This is a genomic window from Orbaceae bacterium lpD02, from assembly GCA_036251875.1.
In the GTDB taxonomy this organism is placed as follows: Bacteria; Pseudomonadota; Gammaproteobacteria; order Enterobacterales; family Orbaceae; genus Orbus; species Orbus sturtevantii.
Genome location: CP133960.1, coordinates 1,269,998 through 1,287,825, shown reverse-complemented (window position 1 = coordinate 1,287,825; position 17,828 = coordinate 1,269,998). Strand labels below are relative to the sequence as shown.

The following is a 17,828-nucleotide window of genomic DNA, read 5'->3' as shown; positions in this document are numbered from 1 at the left end:
ACAATGAAAATAGTTTTAGCTTTTATTATGATTTTAATGAGCTCACCTATTTTTGCTAAAAGTTATGATGCAGTGGTGAGTTTATCTCCTTCAAAGGGGGAGTTTAAATCTATTAATGACGCTATTTTTTCAGCAAATAAACAGATCAATGAAAATAAAATATTTACTATTTTTATTAAAAATGGTGTCTATAACGAGAAAATTAATATTACAAATGCCAATGTCGCATTAATAGGTGAAAGTCAAGATAGCACAATTATTGAATATGCTCTCGCCGCTGGCATGCTTGATGAACTGGGGGCTAAAGTTGGTACTACAGGATCTGCAATATTTATTGTTAGTGCGTCAAATATTATTATCACTCACCTAACTATTCGAAATAGCTTTGACTATCGCGCTAATCAATCTTTATCAAAAGATGATCCTAAGCGCCTTGTCGATACTCAAGCCGTTACAGTTTTAATTAATAATAATAGTGACCATATTCGTTTTGATAACGTTAAGCTAGAAGGATTTCAAGATACGCTCTATGTAAAAGATAATAGCCGTAGCTATTTCACGCGCTCTATTATATCTGGTCATGTCGATTTTATTTTTGGTGGCGGAGTTGCTGTCATTGATGATTGCGAGTTAATCGCTAGAGCCCGTTATGATGTTGATGATATATATGGTTATATTACCGCGCCAAGCACTAATATAAAGCAACCCTTTGGCTTAGTGATTATGAACAGTCGCTTAACTAAAGAAAAAGACGTTCCAGCCAATACTTTCGCGTTAGGGCGACCATGGCATCCTACAACAACATTTTCTGACGGTCGATATGCCGATCCAAATGCAATAGGCTTTGCCTTGTTTATTAATAATGATATTGGTGATCATATTTATGGCTGGGACAAAATGTCAGGCAAAGATATCAATGGTAACACACAGTGGTTTTACCCAGAAGCCAGTCGTTTTTATGAATTTAATAATAAAGGATTAAGGGGAGATGAAATCGAAAATAAATTTTTAATAACTCAAAAACAAGCAGATATTTATCGCATTGAAAATATTTTTAATGATTGGCCAAGCCAATACTTTCAAAAACAAGTTAATATACAATATGTTAGCGATAAGCGTTAAATGGTGGTCGTATGAAAAAGAGGTTAGTCGTTAGTTTTTTTATCGCTTTATTTATGATAAGCAAGGTCTCAGCTTCGACAATATTACAGGGGCACGTTTATATTAATAAACCCGTAGAAAATTCCCTGATTATCATCAAAGATGCACAAAATATTAATTTAACGACCGCGACCGATGAAAACGGGTTTTATCGAATCGATGTCTCTAATTTGATTGCACCTATTACGATTTCTTCAAATAACAATTTGTTGTCACCATGTAATACTGGCAATGCTAGCAATTGTATATCGTCATTGATTAATACATTACAAAAAGATCAAGTTAATATCGCTAACGTTAATCCTTTAACTGATTTGATTGTCAGCGATATCGCAGAAAGGTTAGGTTATATCGGTCCTGCGCAATTCATCATTGATGGAAGAGCGCAATCGATAGAAAGTAATATTATAGCTCAAGCCAATAATCGTTTTTATAACATATTTGCAACAGCATTGCAGCAAGTTGGTATTGCGCCGCAATTATTTAATCCAATCAGTTCTAACGAACCTAAAATAAATAAGCTACTTGAGCTTATTATGCATAATCGAGGGTATAACTCTAATAGTGGAGAAACAAGTAACACTATATTATTAGACATGCGATTTAATCCCATCAGTGAACAAACACCTTTTGATTATACCCAGTCTTTAAATGAAAAAGAACACATACTAAACGCTGAAAAACGTATTTTTATTATTAGTGATTCAACCGCATCAAACTATGATAAAAAAGTCTATCCAAGAATGGGGTGGGGACAAGTATTTGATAAATTCATAATCAAAGATGCAAATACTATTGTAATCAACGGTGCTCAGTCAGGGCGTTCTAGCCGAAGTTTTTATAATGAGGGATGGTTAGATTTGATGGTACCATTTATGCAAGAGGGTGATTATATCATTATCGCATTTGGTCATAATGATGAAAAGTGTGACGTGAGTAATGCAAAGCGCGGTGAGGCGGATATTGCTCATTTATGCACTTATCCTAACGATCTTGATAATAATAAACAATATCCGGTCGGGCAAGAATATATGTCTTTTTCAACGTCTTTAGAGCGTTATATCAATTTTGCAAAAGCAAAAGGTATGGTACCCATTTTAATGACGCCTGTTACTCGTTTTCGTAATACTAATAATCAAGTCGCATATCAAAATAATGATGTTAGTCCTGTCGTTAGCAATCATTACACAAAAAATAAGAATGGCTTTTTGTATTGGGGAAATTATTCTAATACCATAAAGTTTGTAGCTGAAAAAAATAATATCCCATTAATTGATCTTGAGGAGCTGAGTATTGATTTTGCTAATCGACACCAAGATGATTGGCAATCTTATTGGTTAGTGATTGATCCTAATGATGCTCGATATCCATATTACAAAACCCAATCTTTAGGCACGACTAACAATCCTGATACCACGCATTTTCAAGAAAAAGGCGCATTGGCAATGGCTAAAATTATAGCTAAGGCAATTAAAAATATGTCCTCTTTGCAAAATTTCCCACTAAAAATAGAGTCTGATTATATTAATGAATAGGGCTTAAAATGAAGAAACTAATAAATGCATCAATAATACTTTTAGCTGTATATTCTTTATCGGTCAGTGCTTTGCCTTCATTTCCTATTATGATTGAACAAGCTAAGGATGTTGCACCAGCTAATGGTTTTGGTGGTTTTGATAAAGTGACTAATACCGGTACCATAGGTGGATCAAAAGCTGATAGCAGTATGGTTTTTTTAGTCAAAAATAAGCAAGCGTTGTTAACTGCTATTAATATTAATAAAGGGCAACCTCGGATTATTCAAATTTCAGGCATTATTGACATGAGTGAAAACCAGCCGTATCAAGATTTTGATGACCAAAGAGCACGTTCTTTAATTAGAATTCCCAGTAATACAACATTAATTGGCGTTGATGAGAATGCAGGGTTTATTCATGGTTCATTGGTTTTATCAAACGTTAGCAACGTTATTATTCGTAACTTACATATAGAGTCTCCAGTCGATATTGCACCAAAATTTGAAGAGGGCGATGGTTGGAACGCTGAATGGGATGGGATAAATGTTATTGCCTCCACTTATATTTGGATTGACCATGTAACATTTACTGATGGACCATTTACCGATGATCAATATACAAAAAAAGATGGTTGGAAATATGTTCAGCATGACGGCTTATTAGATATAAAACGGGGTAGCGATTTTATTACTGTATCTTATTGTTTTTTTGAAAATCATGATAAAACGATCCTTATTGGTCATAATGATAAAAATGATAATCAAGATGAAAATAAATTGCATATCACATTTCATCATAATGTTTTTGCTAATGTTCGCCAGCGCACGCCAAGAGTCCGTTTTGGCAAAATACATATGTACAATAATTTTTTTGAAGGTTCAACCGACAAATCAAAAATAGTTTACCCTTACTTTTACTCGATTGGTTTAGGCGTTAAAAGTAGTGTCATTTCTGAAAATAACCTCTTTTTAATCGATGGCTTGAAGGATAGCTGCAAAATAGTCAAAGCGTTTAACAGCAATAACATTCGAGATACTAATTCAGTTTTTAATCACGCATCGTTGGATTGGAGCAAATGTCATTTTGATAATAAAACTAATTGGTCTATCCCTTATAAATATGAGTTAGATCCTGTCAATAACACGCGTCTTAATTATGAAAAACTAGCCGGCAATGGCAAGTTTTAACTCTATAAGATTTATTAATGAATTTTAGAATTTAAGGATTATGTATGAAATTATATCGTGCTATTTTTATTGTTAGTGTTTTAGGATTATCAGTTAGTGCTTACGCTGTGGATGTTAAAACCGTTAGCGCGTCTAGCTATGACCAAAAAAGTAATCATACCCCGGCTAATTTGATCGATGGCAACACATCAACAAGATGGGCGGCATCAGGTAAAAATAACTGGGTTTTGTTTGAATTTAAGCAAGAGGAAAAAATTGATAATATTGCTATTAATTCCTTTAAATCAAAAGAACGATTACTATCCTTTTCTATCTCTTATTCACTTGATGGTAATCAATGGGTAGATATACCCGGTAAATACCAAACAACGGCAATTGAGAATAAATTAGCAGAAAAATTTGTCTTTTCTCATCCTATTACAGCGAAATATATAAGATTAAATACCTTTGGCACTAACTATAATAATTGGAGCGCTATTAATGACGTCGATTTTAATAGCACAAGTCTATTACCAACTCAAAAAGTTATATTATAAATATATTAGGAACAGAAATGAAAAAATTATTAATATCCTTTATATGCTTAGCTATTTTTAATATAAGTACAGGCTTTGCTCAAGAATGGAAAGCCATTGCTTTTGGTCAATCAACAGATTTAAATTTTGCCTCTTTAATTAAACCAGAAAAAGTCGGTTTAAATAATGTATGGGTCACCGGCGATAATGGTCATTTATCACCAGATAAGTCTTATTCATTACCTGCCGATTTTATCATCGAGAGTCGCGGCGGTAAAATTGCAAATTCACACGATGGCATGACTGTTTTTTATACCCAATTACCCATTAACCAAACTTTTGTATTAGAAAGTGATGTAACTTTAGAGCAAATTGGTCCCGAAGTTGATGGTAAAACGCCTGCTGCGCAAGAAGCGACAGGTTTGTTTGTTCGAGATGTTATTGGCGTTGCAAGACGTGATCCCCAGCCTCAAGGATATGAAGAATTTCCTAATGCTTCAAATGTGATTATGAATGCCTTCATCACTCAAAATCAAAAAAATGATAATTTAGTTAAAATGACGGCTTTGATTCGTGAAGGGGTTGAAAAAGCCTGGGGCAATGAGGGAATTTCAATAAATAAGACCCATTATGCTGAGAATATTAATTATCAGAAAATAAAAGATATACATTTGACCATAACAAGAACGCCTCAACAATTTATTTTAACCATGAAAGACAATGCATCTGGCGAAGTTAAACAATGGTCTACAAATGATTATTCTGGTTTTATGGATAAGCAAGATGGTGAATATATTTATGTTGGTTTCTTTGCTTCGCGCAACGCTAAAGCGCGGTTTAAAAATTCAAACCTAACCGTAAACAACGCATTAGTCGATTATAAAAAGTTACCGATAAAACCTAAAGTTATGGTCGATATTAAACCTACGTTAACATTATCTTCACCTGTAGAAGCTTATAAAAAAGAGTATATATTACAGCTTTTTCCTAATGTGTCGGGGCGTGTTTCTATTAAAGAGGTAGATCAAAACCTTGCGGTTTCAGCAGGGGATCTGATCCAAATACCGATCCAATTAAATCAAGGTGAAAATAAGTTTACGATAAACTTTACCGACAGCGTAAAAACGAATCAGCAAGTATTTACGATCACCTTATTAAAACCAACTGTTGATAATTTACTTGATATTACTGCATCACCGATAGGTAACAAAACAAACAAAGGAACGATTAGTTCTCCGGTTGATTTGATTACGGCAATAAAGACAATTCAGCCAAATGGCATCATCCGTTTAATGGATGGACACTACGATGGTGTAACTATTCCAACTTCACTGAGTGGCTTGCCAAATCAATTGAAAAAAATTGAAGCTATAAATCCACACCACGCTATTTTTATTAATACCACTTTTAATTTGGATAGCAATTACTGGTCAATAAGCAACGTAATATTTGATGGCAATATTGATGGTAAAGATAATAAACCTGCCTATTTAAGGATCGCTGGTAGTTATAATTTAATCAACCAAGTGATAACCAGAAACAATAGTGATACTGGGCTTGCTATTTCAGCAAAAAATAAAAATCGCTTATTCTGGCCTTCATACAATCAAGTGATTAATACTGATTCCTATAATAACATGGACAAATCGGGTAAAAATGCTGACGGTTTTGCCGCTAAATTAGGTGTTGGAAAGGGGAATGCTTTTAAAGGGTGCATATCCTATAACAATACTGATGATGGTTTTGATTTATATAATAAAATTGAAGATGGTGCTAATGAGCCGGTGTTAATTGATGGCTGCGTAGCATACTCTAATGGTTTGCCTTTTTCTAAACCCAATATCGCCAAAGGTAGCATTGGAAATGGATTTAAGTTAGGGGCAGAAGGTCAACCCGTTGATCATAAAATTATCAACTCCATTGCATTAAATAACAATATGGATGGTTTTAGCGATAATTTTAATACTGGCTCTTATACAATTGATAATAATATTGCGATCAATAGTGCTCGATATAATTATATTTTAAGGGCAAACCCTTATCTATTTTTACAGCCAGTCGTATCATTTAACCATAACTATTCAATTAAAAATAGTTGGCAAAACACACCTAAAGATTCATTTGGTCCGCAAGTAAATATCAATAAATATGAAGTTTTTACCACTAAAGAGTTATGGAAACATGATGTTAAATTTATTTTTACTCGTGATGATGATGGCAATATAATCATACCAAGCGAATTAAAAACATTAATTGGCGACATAGCCATTAATTGAAGCATATTTAGCACGTAAAACCTAGGTTTTGGTAATGAAAAACTTACCAATGACTAGGTTATTTTAGTGATATTTAATAATTTTTAGCATCATTAATTTCAAGCTATTTATATGCAAATTATAAATAGCTAACTTTAAATTTTTAGATCTAAATTGTTAGAACTAAATTGCTAGATCTAAATTGAGTGGCGGATGAGTTTAGTTAGTTGAATATATGTAGATTGGTATTTTGATTGAAAAGGCTAGTTAACAGCGTGAAAGTTAACAAATAGGTTTACTTATGTATAAAAATAGCAATGTAAACTCGATTTTAGTAAACATGTTAAAAATTTAAAGATCACTTAAAACAAGCGATCTTCAAAAGAGATTATAAGAATAACTTAATTCAATAAGCTTTTTATATAATTAGTTAGTTCAGCATCTTTACTGTTTTTAAGGAAACAGGCTTGAAAACGTTCGCCTTTAATTGCATCTTTAAGTAATGTTTGATCAATGGATTTTAATGATTCAATCAGTGGTTTTGCCGCTGCATTTTTCATGTTATTTAAAATAATGCCATTGGCATTTTGTGATTCGCGGCGCTCAGGTGGGTACCCCAAGCCTTTTTCTCCTTCAAATGCTTTTTCAAACATATAGCGCGCATTAAGTTCTGCACCCCAACCAAAACCTTTAGCAAATGCTAATGATAAAGCATTACCATTATTCACTTGAGCGAAAAGGTATGCGTCAGTTGGATCTAAACAGTAACCACAGTTAACGCCAGGAAACGCATTTAATGCCATTAGTGCACCTTGTCCCGTTCCGCAGCCAGCGATAACAAAATCAACAGCTTTACTATTTAAAAGAATCGCGCCAATAATCCCTAAATGAACATAAGTTAATTTGTTATCGTTGTCACTATTCATGCCCACATTAAAAACGGTATGACCATGTTTTTCAGTAGCATTTTTTAATTCATTCAAAATAATAGGATTTTTAGCTGCTTGGCTAAATTCGTTCATTAAAGCAATTTTCATAATTTATCCTCTAAATTTATTATAAATAAGTAATAATCTACGCTAATAATAAGTACTATAAATAAATTCAATATATTTATTATAAACTTGATAAAAATTATTTCAATTGATTTGAATAAAATAAAACGACGTTTCGATAAATTAATTGATATGTGATATTAATCACAAAACAATAATCGGTTTTATATTATTATGCTACTAATCAAATATAAGTAACTTATTTCATTTATTATTTACTGTTAGGAGTCTTTATGGCTAAGGGAAATATCGTAAGATTAACATTTTCATCGTTTATTGATGAAGATTCTAAAAATGAAATTATTCGATTAACTCCTGAAGGAGTACTTTGCCACCGTAACTATTTTTACCAAAAGTGTTTTACTAATGACGGGCAGAAAATCCTTTTTGCTGGCGAGTTCGATAAAAAACGTAACTATTATTTACTCGATCTAAAAGATCAAACAGCGACGCAACTTACTGAAGGGACTGGAGATAATACCTTTGGTGGCTTTCTCTCGCCAGATGATAAATTTTTATACTATGTAAAAAATGAACGAAATTTACAGCGAGTCGAACTTGAAACGTTAGAAGAGAAAAACATCTATTCGGTTCCTGATGATTGGGTTGGTTATGGCACATGGGTTGCGAACTCTGATTGTACACAAATTGTGGGAATCGAGATTGCCAAAAAAGATTGGACGCCTTTAACTGATTGGGAATTGTTTAAATCATTTTATGATAAAAATCCGCGTTGCAGATTGATTAATATAAATATTCATAGCGGAAAAGCGAAAACAGTTATTGACCAAAATGTGTGGCTAGGTCATCCAATTTTTAGACCATTTCATGACGAGACAATTGCTTTTTGTCATGAAGGTCCCCACGATTTAGTCGATGCGCGAATGTGGCTAGTTAATAGCGATGGAACAAATGAAAGAAAAGCGCATGAACATCAGCCAGGTGAAAGTTGTACCCATGAATTTTGGTTACCAAACGGTTCTGGGCTTGCTTATGTTTCTTATATGAAAGGACAACAAGAAAGGTATATTCGAATTTATAATCCAGATACTAAACAAGATTCTCTTATTATGGAAATGCCTGCTTGTTCTCATTTAATGAGTAATTTTGATGGTTCTCTTTATATTGGTGATGGTTCTGGTAGCCCTGTTGATGTAAAGGATACGGGGGGGTATAAAATTGAAAATGATCCTTGGTTATATATTTTGACGCCAAAAAATAAAAGAGTACATAAACTGGTTAAACATAATAGCTCTTGGCGAGTATTAGATGGCGATCGTCAAGTAACTCATCCTCATCCTTCATTTTCGCCTAATAATGAATATGTACTATATTCTTGTGATGCAAAGGATGTGCCTGCTCTCTACTTAACAAAAGTACCTACAGCTATTTTAAATGAAATGTAAGAAAATTATTTCTATAAATAATAGATAGATTTTATCTATTAAAAATTTAACGGAGAATACTAATATGTCAATTTTAAATAAATTTTCACTTAATAACAAAATTGCACTAGTAACAGGCGCATCTTATGGAATTGGGTTCGAAATCGCAAAATCACTTCATTCTGCTGGGGCAAAAATAGTTTTTAATGATGTCGTAGCTGAAAATTTACAAAAAGGTTTGGATGCTTATAAAGCGGCTGGAATTAATGCCCATGGTTACTTATTTGATATCACCGATGATGTAGCAGTAGAAAAAACAATTAAACAGATAGAAAAAGAACATGGTGTTATTGATATTCTTGTCAATAATGCTGGAATTATTCAACGTAAACCCATGTTAGAAACGACAGCCGAAGATTATAGAAAAATCATTGATATCGATTTAACAGGTCAATTTATTATGGCAAAAGCCGTATTACCTTCAATGATCAAAAAAGGGAGCGGAAAAATTATTAATATCTGCTCAATGATGAGCGAACTTGGTCGTGAAACTGTTGTAGGTTATGCTTCGGCAAAAGGGGGATTAAAAATGTTAACTAAAAATATCTGCTCTGAATTTGGCCATGCTAATATCCAATGTAATGGAATTGGTCCGGGTTATATTGCAACGCCACAAACAGCCCCATTACGTGAAAAGCAAGCAGATGGTTCTCGCCATCCATTCGACCAGTTTATTATCGCAAAAACACCTGCTGGTCGTTGGGGCACTACTGATGATTTAGCCGGTGCGGCAGTCTTTCTAGCATCAGAAGCCTCTAATTTTGTTAACGGGCATATACTTTATGTTGACGGAGGTATTCTTGCTTATATAGGTAAACAACCTTAATTTGTCATATTAAACGTATCGTTTATTTAATAGATAAGAGATTAAGTGCTTTATTTTTTCTTATCTTTTTTTACATATAGGAAATTTCATTATGTTCATTTTTAATTCAGATGTGAAATTAGACGATTTAGGTAATGGCGTTAAACGCAAAATTCTTGCCCATAATGGTCAGATGATGGCGGTAGAAGTCCATTTTGCTAAAGATGCAATCGGTGCAATGCATAGTCATCCTCATGAACAATTAACTTATGTTTTATCGGGGATATTTGAGTTTACCATCGGAGGAGAAACTCATCTCGTGAGTGCGGGAGATACGTTGTATAAACAGCCGAATATTATGCATGGTTGCGTTTGTAAAGAGGCGGGGATCTTATTGGATACATTTACGCCACAGCGACTCGATTTCTTAAAAAATAGCTAGTAATTATTACTTATGGTATAATTTGCACATTTTATGCCGTTCAGATATAAGCTTGGTTAATTAATATTTAGAACGTTACTAGCTTTTATTTTAGTGAGAGGAAAGTCTTTGTCATGAATGATAGTTCACCGGAATCCGTTGCTTCAGTTTTAAAAGTTTTTGGAATTTTAGAAGTATTAGCAGAATCAAAAGAGATTGCTATATCGGAATTATCAAACAAAGTAATGATGCCGAAAAGCACCGCTTACCGTTTTCTACAAACCATGAAATCTCTAGGTTATGTTAATCAAGAAAATGATTCTGATAAATATTCACTCAACTTGAAATTGCTTGATTTAGGTAATCGAGTACTTGATCATCAAAATTTTTTAGCTATCGCTGATAGTGAAATGAGAAAATTAAGAGACAAAACCAAAGAAACAATCCATTTAGCAGTTCGTGAAGGTGAGCAGATCATTTATATAAACAAAGTTGCGTCAGAGCAATATAGCCTTTGTTTAACATCAAAAATTGGCAACCAAGCAAATGTTTACGCGAGTGGTCTTGGCAAAATACTATTAGCTTGGTTAGATGATGAGAGTAAAAATGAAATCATTGATCATCTGAATTTTATTCAATTTACACCCAAAACTATTATGAGCAAAGAGGCTTTTTTAGCCGAGCTTGATAAGGTTAAACAATGTGGTTATGGTAAAGATGATGAAGAATCAGAACTTGGTTTAAGATGCTTTTCTGTGCCTATTTATAATCGTTTAGGTAATATCATCGCTGCACTTAGCTTATCTACTTCGATTTTTAGATGTAATACCGCTGAAGATGAACAAAAACTAATAGATGAGCTTAATAAAACCGCGGCTAAAATTTCTGAGTTAATTGGTTTTAATAAGTAATTTTATTAAAAATCTAAATAAGTATCGCCCTCTTTTTTACAATTTCTGCATTCTGCTCGAAGCCACTTTAGGTGGCTTAACTATATGACCTAACTAAATATACAGAAAAATATAAAAATAGTGCAAAGCGTTAAAGTATGCACGAATAAACGACCATGATTTTAATCATGTCCTTAACCAAAACTCAGACCATTTTTTTCCTTTTTAAAGGTAGTTTATGCGATTGTTCTCTAACTTCTTATTATCTTTATCATACGCAAAATTAGGCTTGGTATTGTAGATTAAGCAACGCTTCAAGCACCACAACAGGGTTATATAAAATAAATTGAGATCTACTTGGCAAAACCAGAGATAATTTATCATCATTTTATCTCTTATATGATAACTTCAATATACAAATTATTGTACTTTGAAGATAAGGGAAAATAAATATGAAAAAAATCGTTATCGGCGGTCAAATTGAAAAACAAGAAATTGAAAGATTAATTAAAAAATACCAAACACAAGAGAATCAAATTACCATCAAAACCGATCTTGATGCCGCTTTAGATTTAAAATCAGGGCAGGTCGATTACTATTTTGGTGCATGTAATACGGGTGGAGGCGGTGCCTTAGCCATGGTTATTGCTCTGGTTGGTTCCGAAAAAGCAATTGCTTTAGGTATGCCTGGGACTACGCTTAGCGAATCTCAAATTATAGATCACATCAATTCAGGAAAAATTGCTTTTGGGTTTACTTCACAAGATATGGATTTCATCATTTCAACAGTCATGAATGAATTAAATAAAAAATGAGGTAAACATGATTTTAAATATGATTATCATGGCATGTGTTTGTTCTATCGCAACGATTATGTCAAATCGAGGTATTGCGGTATTTAATGATGCCTTACGACCAATGGTTCTAGAGTACAAAGAAAAAAAAATTAGTAAATCCGTGCTCGGAACCACCGCCTTTGCCTTTGGTATCGGTTATATCATTGGCTTTATTCCTCAATCTATCGCATCAAGCGTTATTATCATACATGTCGTTTTACTTGGTACGGATATTATCGGTTGTTATTTGTCAGATAAAGGCAAGCAAACTATTATCCTAGCAGGATTTGTTGGCGCTTTATATGGTCTGCTTATCGGTGGTGGACTCGGTTTTATCCAAGAGATATTTCAGCTTCTACCTTATAATTTTTTGCAAAGCCTAGGCCAGGTTTCTTCTGTTGTGCTAGTCGCGTTTGCAGTTTTCCCTTCTTTTGTGGTCACGCTTCAATATGGTTGGCAAAAAGGCTTAGTCGTTTTTATTTTTACTGTTTTAGCGCAAGTGATTACGGTGCGATTTGGTCATTTTCAATTTGAAGGCGGTAATTCTATTACGATTAATGCAAACGCTATGGCTCTCTTGGTTGGTATGTTTTTTATGCTATTTTATGCGTTTTCAGATAAGCGAGAAAAGTCTAACTCCCAACAGCAGCTAGCCAATATTTTTGCTGATAGAGTGGCGCAGATCAAAAAGTATTGGTATCTGTTTGTGCTCTCTGGGGCTTTTTTAGCACTAGCGGCATCAATGTGTTTGGTGACCGAGTCAGCGCTTTCCGCTCCCTTATATCAAGAAGGCCATTTTGATTCCGCAGCGATAACCGAGTTAGCGCGTGTGCTTGGTTTTATCCCTTTAGTTGTTACAACGGGTATAGCAACAGGCACTTACTCGCCAGCGGGAATTAAAATGGTTTTTGTTATTGGCTCTATTGGCGGTGCAATTAATAATCCACTGCTAGCATTTTTTGCTGGTGGTATTTGGATGGCAGTTGAAGTATTGCTTTTAACTAAATTTGCGCTATTCATTGATAAATTCCCAGGTATGAGAGATGCCGGTGATAACATAAGAACGGCAATCACTAAAGTATTAGAGATCGCCTTACTCGTTGGTGGCGTAATCGCTGCAACCGCAATAGCGCCAGCGTGGGGAGGATTAGTCGTAATTGGCTTGTATGTACTGAATGGAAAATTTAAGAAAAAATTAGTCGATTTAGCCATTGGTCCAGTTGGTGCATTACTTGTTGGGGTAATTGCAAACATACTCGTGATGTTAAATCTAATGTCAGTATAGGCCAAGGATATATTATGATACTGAACGATGGCATTACCTACATGCATGAACATACTACGATAGATTTATCTTCAGTAAAAAATAGTGAGGATACAAACCTGAACTGTTTTTGGCAGACGGTAAATGAATATAAAATTTTGTACGAAAAAGGCGTGAGAAATATCGTTGATGTAACGAATGCTGGCATGCGTCGAAATCCAATTTATGTGAAGCAAATAGCCGATTTAACGAATATTAACATTATTCAGTCTACTGGATTTTATACTGAAAAATTTATTTCTGGGTTTATTGCTAACCAATCTATAAAACAAATCGCTAATTTTATGATCAATGAAATTGAAGTCGGCATTGAGAGCACAGATATTAAGGCACACATAATTGGCGAGATAGGATCAAGTAAAAATGGTTGGACATTAAATGAAAAGAAAATTTTTGCTGCGGCAGTATTAGCTCATAAAGCGACCAATAAACCTATTACGACCCACACTACATTAGGTACGTTTGCTATCGAACAAGTTCATTTTTTTAAAAAGAATAGTGTCGATTTATCGAAAGTCGTTATTGGCCATCTCGACTTAAACCCTGACATAGATCAGATATTAAATGTACTAGAGCAAGGCGTCTACATTGAGTTTGATACTGTTGGCAAACAAAACTATCTACCTGATTTAACAAGAATTAATATGCTAAAAGAGATTGAAAAAAGAGGTTATGTTGATCAGGTGTTTTTATCAATGGATGTCACGAGACGGTCAAGTTTAACTCATTTTGGTGGAATCGGTTACGCTTATTTACTCGATGTATTTGTACCGATGATGTTAGAACATGGTATTTCTGACTCCTTTATTAATAAAATGTTAGCAATAAATCCCCAAAAGTTCATGAATAGGAATTAAATAATGAATGTTTATCCGTTAAAGAGTTTGACGATTGATGAAGCAATTGCCTTACAGTTCGATTTAGTTGATGCGATAACTCAGGCGTTTCATGGGCATGAAATTTTAACGCGAGGAGATTTAGGGCTAGTCCCTGGCTTGAATCAGCCAAAAACAACAATGAAAGTAGAAAAAGTGTTAGCTAAGTTTTTTGCTAGTGAAGATGCGTTATTAATTAGAGGCTCTGGAACAAATGCTATAAGGTTAGCACTATATGCAACAGTAGGGCACGGTGGAACGATGTTGGTACATGATGCACCTATTTATCCAACAACTCAAGTCTCAATTAATATGCTCGGTATCCGTACCGAAAAAGTCGATTTTAATGATTTAAATGCTGTGGCGATGAAAGTTAAGCAAAACAAATTTGACGGGATTTTGATTCAAGTCACCCGGCAAAAAATTAATGATGCTTATGATTTAGAGGAGCTTATCTCGGCTATTCGGGAAATAGATAAAAATATTTTTATCATTACTGATGATAATTATTCAGCGCTTAAAACAAAAAAAATAGGGGTACAAGCCGGGGCTACACTATCTTGTTTTTCATCTTTCAAGCTACTAGGGCCAGAAGGAATTGGATGCATTGTAGGGCGTAAAAAAGAGATTACAAAATTGAAGCATGACAATTATTCTGGCGGTGGCCAAGTTCAGGGGCACGAGGCGATAGATGTTATTAAAGGGATGATTTATGCACCAGTATCGCTAGCGATTTCATCCCAAGTCAGTGATGAAGTCTGTTCACGGTTAAACTCACATGAGTGTCCCGATATTCTTGATGCCATGGTTGTGAATGCTCAATCTAAAGTAATTATCGTAAGGTTAGCTGAAAAAATTGCAAAATCAGTTATCGCTGTCGCAGAAATTCATGGGGCAATTACTAACCCAGTTGGAGCAGAGTCAAAATATGAATTCTGTCCTTTATTTTATCGTGTCTCTGGAACATTTAGAGAATCCGATCCTAATGCAGAAAATTATATGATAAGAATAAATCCCAATCGAGCAGGCGCTGATACGATTATTCGAATATTGAAACAGGCAATAGTTGAAGCTAAGAGAGAATAGAGTAGTGATATATGGATAATCATTTTTATAAAAAGAAAGCAATAATGGTTCATTATCTCGCTTTAGATCTATTGCAATTAAAAACCGATGACAAAATGTTGAGTATTAGTGCCTGCCAGGATAAATATAATGCTGCTAGGGGAACCGTTCAAAATGCATTAAATTACCTAAAAGAGCAAAAGGCCATCATTTGCTCTAATCGCGGTCATTTAGGCACATTTATTAAATTTATTGATTATTCTATTTTACAAAAATATGCACTTATCGATGTTATTTTAGGCACCATGACATTGCCGTATTCCAAACTGTATGAGGGCTTTGCAACAGGTCTTTACCTCGCTTTTGAACAACATAATATTAAGCTAAATTTAGCCTATTTGAGAGGCGCTAAAGAAAGGGTTAATTCCATTGTTAAAAAAACATATCGATTTGCTGTTATTTCTCGTTATTCAGCAAATCATGCCCTAAGCGTGGGTGAACCGATAGAAATTATTGCTGATTTTGGGGATCAGAGTTATTTAAGTCGTCATGTTATTTTATTTTCTGATAAAAATAAATCGTCAATAGAAGATGGCATGAAGATAGGGATTGACTATAGTTCGTTAGATCAGGAGCTTCTTACAAAAAAGCTTGTTAAAAGCAAAGACATTACCTTAATTGAAACCTCTGGACACCAAATTATTCATGCGCTTAATAGTGGTTTGATAGATGCTGGGGTGTGGAATTATGATGAGATTAGCAATAAAGATTTCAAGAATTTAAATTATTTACCCGTTGATTTTTTTGAAGATATTTTAGATATGACTGCTTCAGTTATCGTTTGTCACCGAGATGATCAGGTGGTAAAAACTATTATCAGTAATATTTTAGAACAAGAAACTATTTTAAAAATACAAAACTCAGTAGTTAATGGTGACATGATACCAAGGTATTAATTGGGGGTAATGATGATTAGAGAAAAATTAGTCATACTAAAGCAAAGTAATATGTTAGAGCAGTCAACAGTCGATTCGCTTTTAGCTATTTTAGATTATTTGATCACAAAAAATATCATTGATAGCGAAGATAAAGCTGACTTTTTTATAACCCATTTAGCAATGGCTTGCATGCGTAATAATAAAAAAGAATATATAAATTTTTTAGAGGACGATATGAGGGAGGAAATCATTGCTAGTGAACATTTCCTCGCTTCACAAATGCTGTGGCGAAAATTAAAAAAACTTTTATCGTTCAAATTATATGAAGCAGAGACTGATTATATTTATCTTCATCTCGTTAATTTTTTAAATGCAAGGTGATTATTTATGTTTCTTGAGACAGTGAAGAGTAGAAACCCCGCATTAATTGACGCATCACTTTATTTAAGGAAAAAGAATTTAATTCTGCCCGATACTTATTTATTGGATTTAGATACCATTATTGAAAACACCCAAAATTTGGTGCAAGAGGCGCAAAATAATCGAATAGAACTGTTTTATATGACCAAGCAATTTGGTCGAAACCCCTTAATCGCTAAGAAAATATCACAATCAGGTATTGCTGATGCGGTAGCGGTTGATTACAAAGAAGCGCTGTTATTGAAATCACATAACTTATCGATCGGCAATATTGGCCATTTAGTTCAAGTACCACTTTCATTATTGGAAGAGTTTATTGTGTATGGCGTGAAATTTATTACTGTTTATTCAATTGAACAATTACAAAAAATTGATGCAGTTTGCCAGAAATATAATAAGCAACAAAAAGTATTAATAAAAGTGATTGAGTACAAAGATATCATTTATGTTGGTCAAAAAGGGGGATTTACCTTAGATGAGCTGGCTAAGCTAAAAGCTTATCATCAATCACTGCACGTTATTATTGCGGGTATAACGGCATTCCCATGTTTTTTATATAATGGCGAGAGCAAACTAGAGCCTACTGAAAATATAAATACCTTATCATTAGCAAAATTAATTCTTAATGATATTGGATTTTATAACCTAGAGGTCAATATGCCTTCTGCTACCAGTTGTAATACCATTCCAATGATTAAGTTCCTTGGCGGCACTCAAGGCGAACCAGGCCATGCTCTCACTGGCACAACACCGCTACATGCGAAAAAGAGTTTAGTCGAAAAACCCGCTTTAGTTTACTTAACTGAGATCTCTCATAACTTTGACCATAAGAGTTTTATTTTTGGTGGTGGTTATTATTCAAGAGGTCATTTTAAAAATGTATCAATTTATCAAGGCGATAGATGGATAGATGACGATCAAATTGAGCCATTTGATAATGAGAATATTGATTATTACTTGGCGCTATCTAAATCTCACCCGATCGGTAACAGCGTTGTAGCGAGTTTTAGAACTCAAATATTTGTCACGCGCAGCGATGTTGCGGTGGTTTCAGGAATACAAAATGGCGAAGTTAAATTAGAGGGTATTTTTGATAGCTTAGGTCAGCAAAAGGGGTAA

At 34.1% G+C, this 17,828-nt stretch carries 17 protein-coding genes; 16 read left to right on the top strand and 1 reads right to left on the bottom strand.

Annotation, left to right across the window (positions count from 1 at the left end; genetic code table 11):
• Nucleotides 1-3 precede the first annotated feature (3 nt).
• From RHO12_05675 to RHO12_05655, 5 genes are read left to right on the top strand one after another with little or no spacing between them, the layout of a single operon-like run.
• Nucleotides 4-1,122 (top strand): pectinesterase family protein, encoded by a 1,119-nt coding sequence (locus RHO12_05675; protein ID WVD67264.1) that lies wholly within the window; start codon nucleotides 4-6, stop codon nucleotides 1,120-1,122.
• 11 nt (nucleotides 1,123-1,133) lie between these two features.
• Nucleotides 1,134-2,696, top strand: coding sequence for a rhamnogalacturonan acetylesterase (locus tag RHO12_05670; protein ID WVD67263.1), 1,563 nt, complete (start codon nucleotides 1,134-1,136; stop codon nucleotides 2,694-2,696).
• A gap of 8 nt (nucleotides 2,697-2,704) precedes the next feature.
• On the top strand, nucleotides 2,705-3,865 hold the full coding sequence (locus tag RHO12_05665; GenBank protein WVD67262.1) for a hypothetical protein: 1,161 nt from the start codon (nucleotides 2,705-2,707) through the stop codon (nucleotides 3,863-3,865).
• A 44-nt stretch (nucleotides 3,866-3,909) separates the two neighbouring features.
• A complete protein-coding gene (locus tag RHO12_05660) occupies nucleotides 3,910-4,401 on the top strand; it encodes a discoidin domain-containing protein (protein ID WVD67261.1) in 492 nt (163 codons plus the stop codon).
• Nucleotides 4,402-4,418: 17 nt separating this feature from the next.
• On the top strand, nucleotides 4,419-6,656 hold the full coding sequence (locus tag RHO12_05655; GenBank protein WVD67260.1) for a hypothetical protein: 2,238 nt from the start codon (nucleotides 4,419-4,421) through the stop codon (nucleotides 6,654-6,656).
• Nucleotides 6,657-7,036: 380 nt separating this feature from the next.
• Here RHO12_05655 and RHO12_05650 read toward each other — a convergent pair whose 3' ends face one another.
• Nucleotides 7,037-7,672, bottom strand: a complete 636-nt coding sequence (locus RHO12_05650) for an RpiB/LacA/LacB family sugar-phosphate isomerase (GenBank protein WVD67259.1) — start codon at nucleotides 7,670-7,672, stop codon at nucleotides 7,037-7,039.
• A gap of 251 nt (nucleotides 7,673-7,923) precedes the next feature.
• Between RHO12_05650 and RHO12_05645 the strand changes: the two genes are divergently transcribed.
• The 11 genes from RHO12_05645 to RHO12_05595 all read left to right on the top strand — a co-directional run bounded on the left by RHO12_05645 (nucleotide 7,924) and on the right by RHO12_05595 (nucleotide 17,828).
• Entirely contained in the window at nucleotides 7,924-9,096 is a 1,173-nt protein-coding gene (locus tag RHO12_05645) for an oligogalacturonate lyase family protein (protein ID WVD67258.1), read from the top strand.
• Between the two features lie 64 nt (nucleotides 9,097-9,160).
• Entirely contained in the window at nucleotides 9,161-9,961 is an 801-nt protein-coding gene (locus RHO12_05640; protein ID WVD67257.1) for a gluconate 5-dehydrogenase, read from the top strand.
• Nucleotides 9,962-10,052: 91 nt separating this feature from the next.
• The gene (locus RHO12_05635; protein ID WVD67256.1) at nucleotides 10,053-10,382 is read left to right on the top strand and encodes a cupin domain-containing protein; all 330 of its coding nucleotides are present in this window, start codon (nucleotides 10,053-10,055) and stop codon (nucleotides 10,380-10,382) included.
• A 113-nt stretch (nucleotides 10,383-10,495) separates the two neighbouring features.
• Complete coding sequence (kdgR, locus tag RHO12_05630) at nucleotides 10,496-11,272, top strand: DNA-binding transcriptional regulator KdgR (GenBank protein WVD67255.1); 777 nt, start codon at nucleotides 10,496-10,498, stop codon at nucleotides 11,270-11,272.
• Nucleotides 11,273-11,703: 431 nt separating this feature from the next.
• Complete coding sequence (locus tag RHO12_05625; protein ID WVD67254.1) at nucleotides 11,704-12,066, top strand: DUF2620 domain-containing protein; 363 nt, start codon at nucleotides 11,704-11,706, stop codon at nucleotides 12,064-12,066.
• Between the two features lie 7 nt (nucleotides 12,067-12,073).
• Nucleotides 12,074-13,372, top strand: a complete 1,299-nt coding sequence (locus tag RHO12_05620) for a YhfT family protein (GenBank protein WVD67253.1) — start codon at nucleotides 12,074-12,076, stop codon at nucleotides 13,370-13,372.
• Between the two features lie 14 nt (nucleotides 13,373-13,386).
• Nucleotides 13,387-14,268 (top strand): hypothetical protein, encoded by an 882-nt coding sequence (locus RHO12_05615; protein WVD67252.1) that lies wholly within the window; start codon nucleotides 13,387-13,389, stop codon nucleotides 14,266-14,268.
• Between the two features lie 3 nt (nucleotides 14,269-14,271).
• Nucleotides 14,272-15,372, top strand: coding sequence for an aminotransferase class V-fold PLP-dependent enzyme (locus RHO12_05610; protein ID WVD67251.1), 1,101 nt, complete (start codon nucleotides 14,272-14,274; stop codon nucleotides 15,370-15,372).
• Between the two features lie 11 nt (nucleotides 15,373-15,383).
• Entirely contained in the window at nucleotides 15,384-16,307 is a 924-nt protein-coding gene (yhfZ, locus tag RHO12_05605; protein ID WVD67250.1) for a GntR family transcriptional regulator YhfZ, read from the top strand.
• Between the two features lie 9 nt (nucleotides 16,308-16,316).
• Nucleotides 16,317-16,670, top strand: coding sequence for a PRD domain-containing protein (locus RHO12_05600; protein ID WVD67249.1), 354 nt, complete (start codon nucleotides 16,317-16,319; stop codon nucleotides 16,668-16,670).
• 6 nt (nucleotides 16,671-16,676) lie between these two features.
• A complete protein-coding gene (locus RHO12_05595; GenBank protein WVD67248.1) occupies nucleotides 16,677-17,828 on the top strand; it encodes an alanine racemase in 1,152 nt (383 codons plus the stop codon).

Bases quoted from the DNA above. Each gene is read 5' to 3' on its own strand.
- RHO12_05675 (WVD67264.1), top strand. From the start codon at position 4: ATGAAAATAGTTTTAGCTTTTATTATGATTTTAATGAGCTCACCTATT.
- RHO12_05670 (WVD67263.1), top strand. From the start codon at position 1,134: ATGAAAAAGAGGTTAGTCGTTAGTTTTTTTATCGCTTTATTTATGATA.
- RHO12_05665 (WVD67262.1), top strand. From the start codon at position 2,705: ATGAAGAAACTAATAAATGCATCAATAATACTTTTAGCTGTATATTCT.
- RHO12_05660 (WVD67261.1), top strand. From the start codon at position 3,910: ATGAAATTATATCGTGCTATTTTTATTGTTAGTGTTTTAGGATTATCA.
- RHO12_05655 (WVD67260.1), top strand. From the start codon at position 4,419: ATGAAAAAATTATTAATATCCTTTATATGCTTAGCTATTTTTAATATA.
- RHO12_05650 (WVD67259.1), bottom strand. From the start codon at position 7,672: ATGAAAATTGCTTTAATGAACGAATTTAGCCAAGCAGCTAAAAATCCT.
- RHO12_05645 (WVD67258.1), top strand. From the start codon at position 7,924: ATGGCTAAGGGAAATATCGTAAGATTAACATTTTCATCGTTTATTGAT.
- RHO12_05640 (WVD67257.1), top strand. From the start codon at position 9,161: ATGTCAATTTTAAATAAATTTTCACTTAATAACAAAATTGCACTAGTA.
- RHO12_05635 (WVD67256.1), top strand. From the start codon at position 10,053: ATGTTCATTTTTAATTCAGATGTGAAATTAGACGATTTAGGTAATGGC.
- kdgR (WVD67255.1), top strand. From the start codon at position 10,496: ATGAATGATAGTTCACCGGAATCCGTTGCTTCAGTTTTAAAAGTTTTT.
- RHO12_05625 (WVD67254.1), top strand. From the start codon at position 11,704: ATGAAAAAAATCGTTATCGGCGGTCAAATTGAAAAACAAGAAATTGAA.
- RHO12_05620 (WVD67253.1), top strand. From the start codon at position 12,074: ATGATTTTAAATATGATTATCATGGCATGTGTTTGTTCTATCGCAACG.
- RHO12_05615 (WVD67252.1), top strand. From the start codon at position 13,387: ATGATACTGAACGATGGCATTACCTACATGCATGAACATACTACGATA.
- RHO12_05610 (WVD67251.1), top strand. From the start codon at position 14,272: ATGAATGTTTATCCGTTAAAGAGTTTGACGATTGATGAAGCAATTGCC.
- yhfZ (WVD67250.1), top strand. From the start codon at position 15,384: ATGGATAATCATTTTTATAAAAAGAAAGCAATAATGGTTCATTATCTC.
- RHO12_05600 (WVD67249.1), top strand. From the start codon at position 16,317: ATGATGATTAGAGAAAAATTAGTCATACTAAAGCAAAGTAATATGTTA.
- RHO12_05595 (WVD67248.1), top strand. From the start codon at position 16,677: ATGTTTCTTGAGACAGTGAAGAGTAGAAACCCCGCATTAATTGACGCA.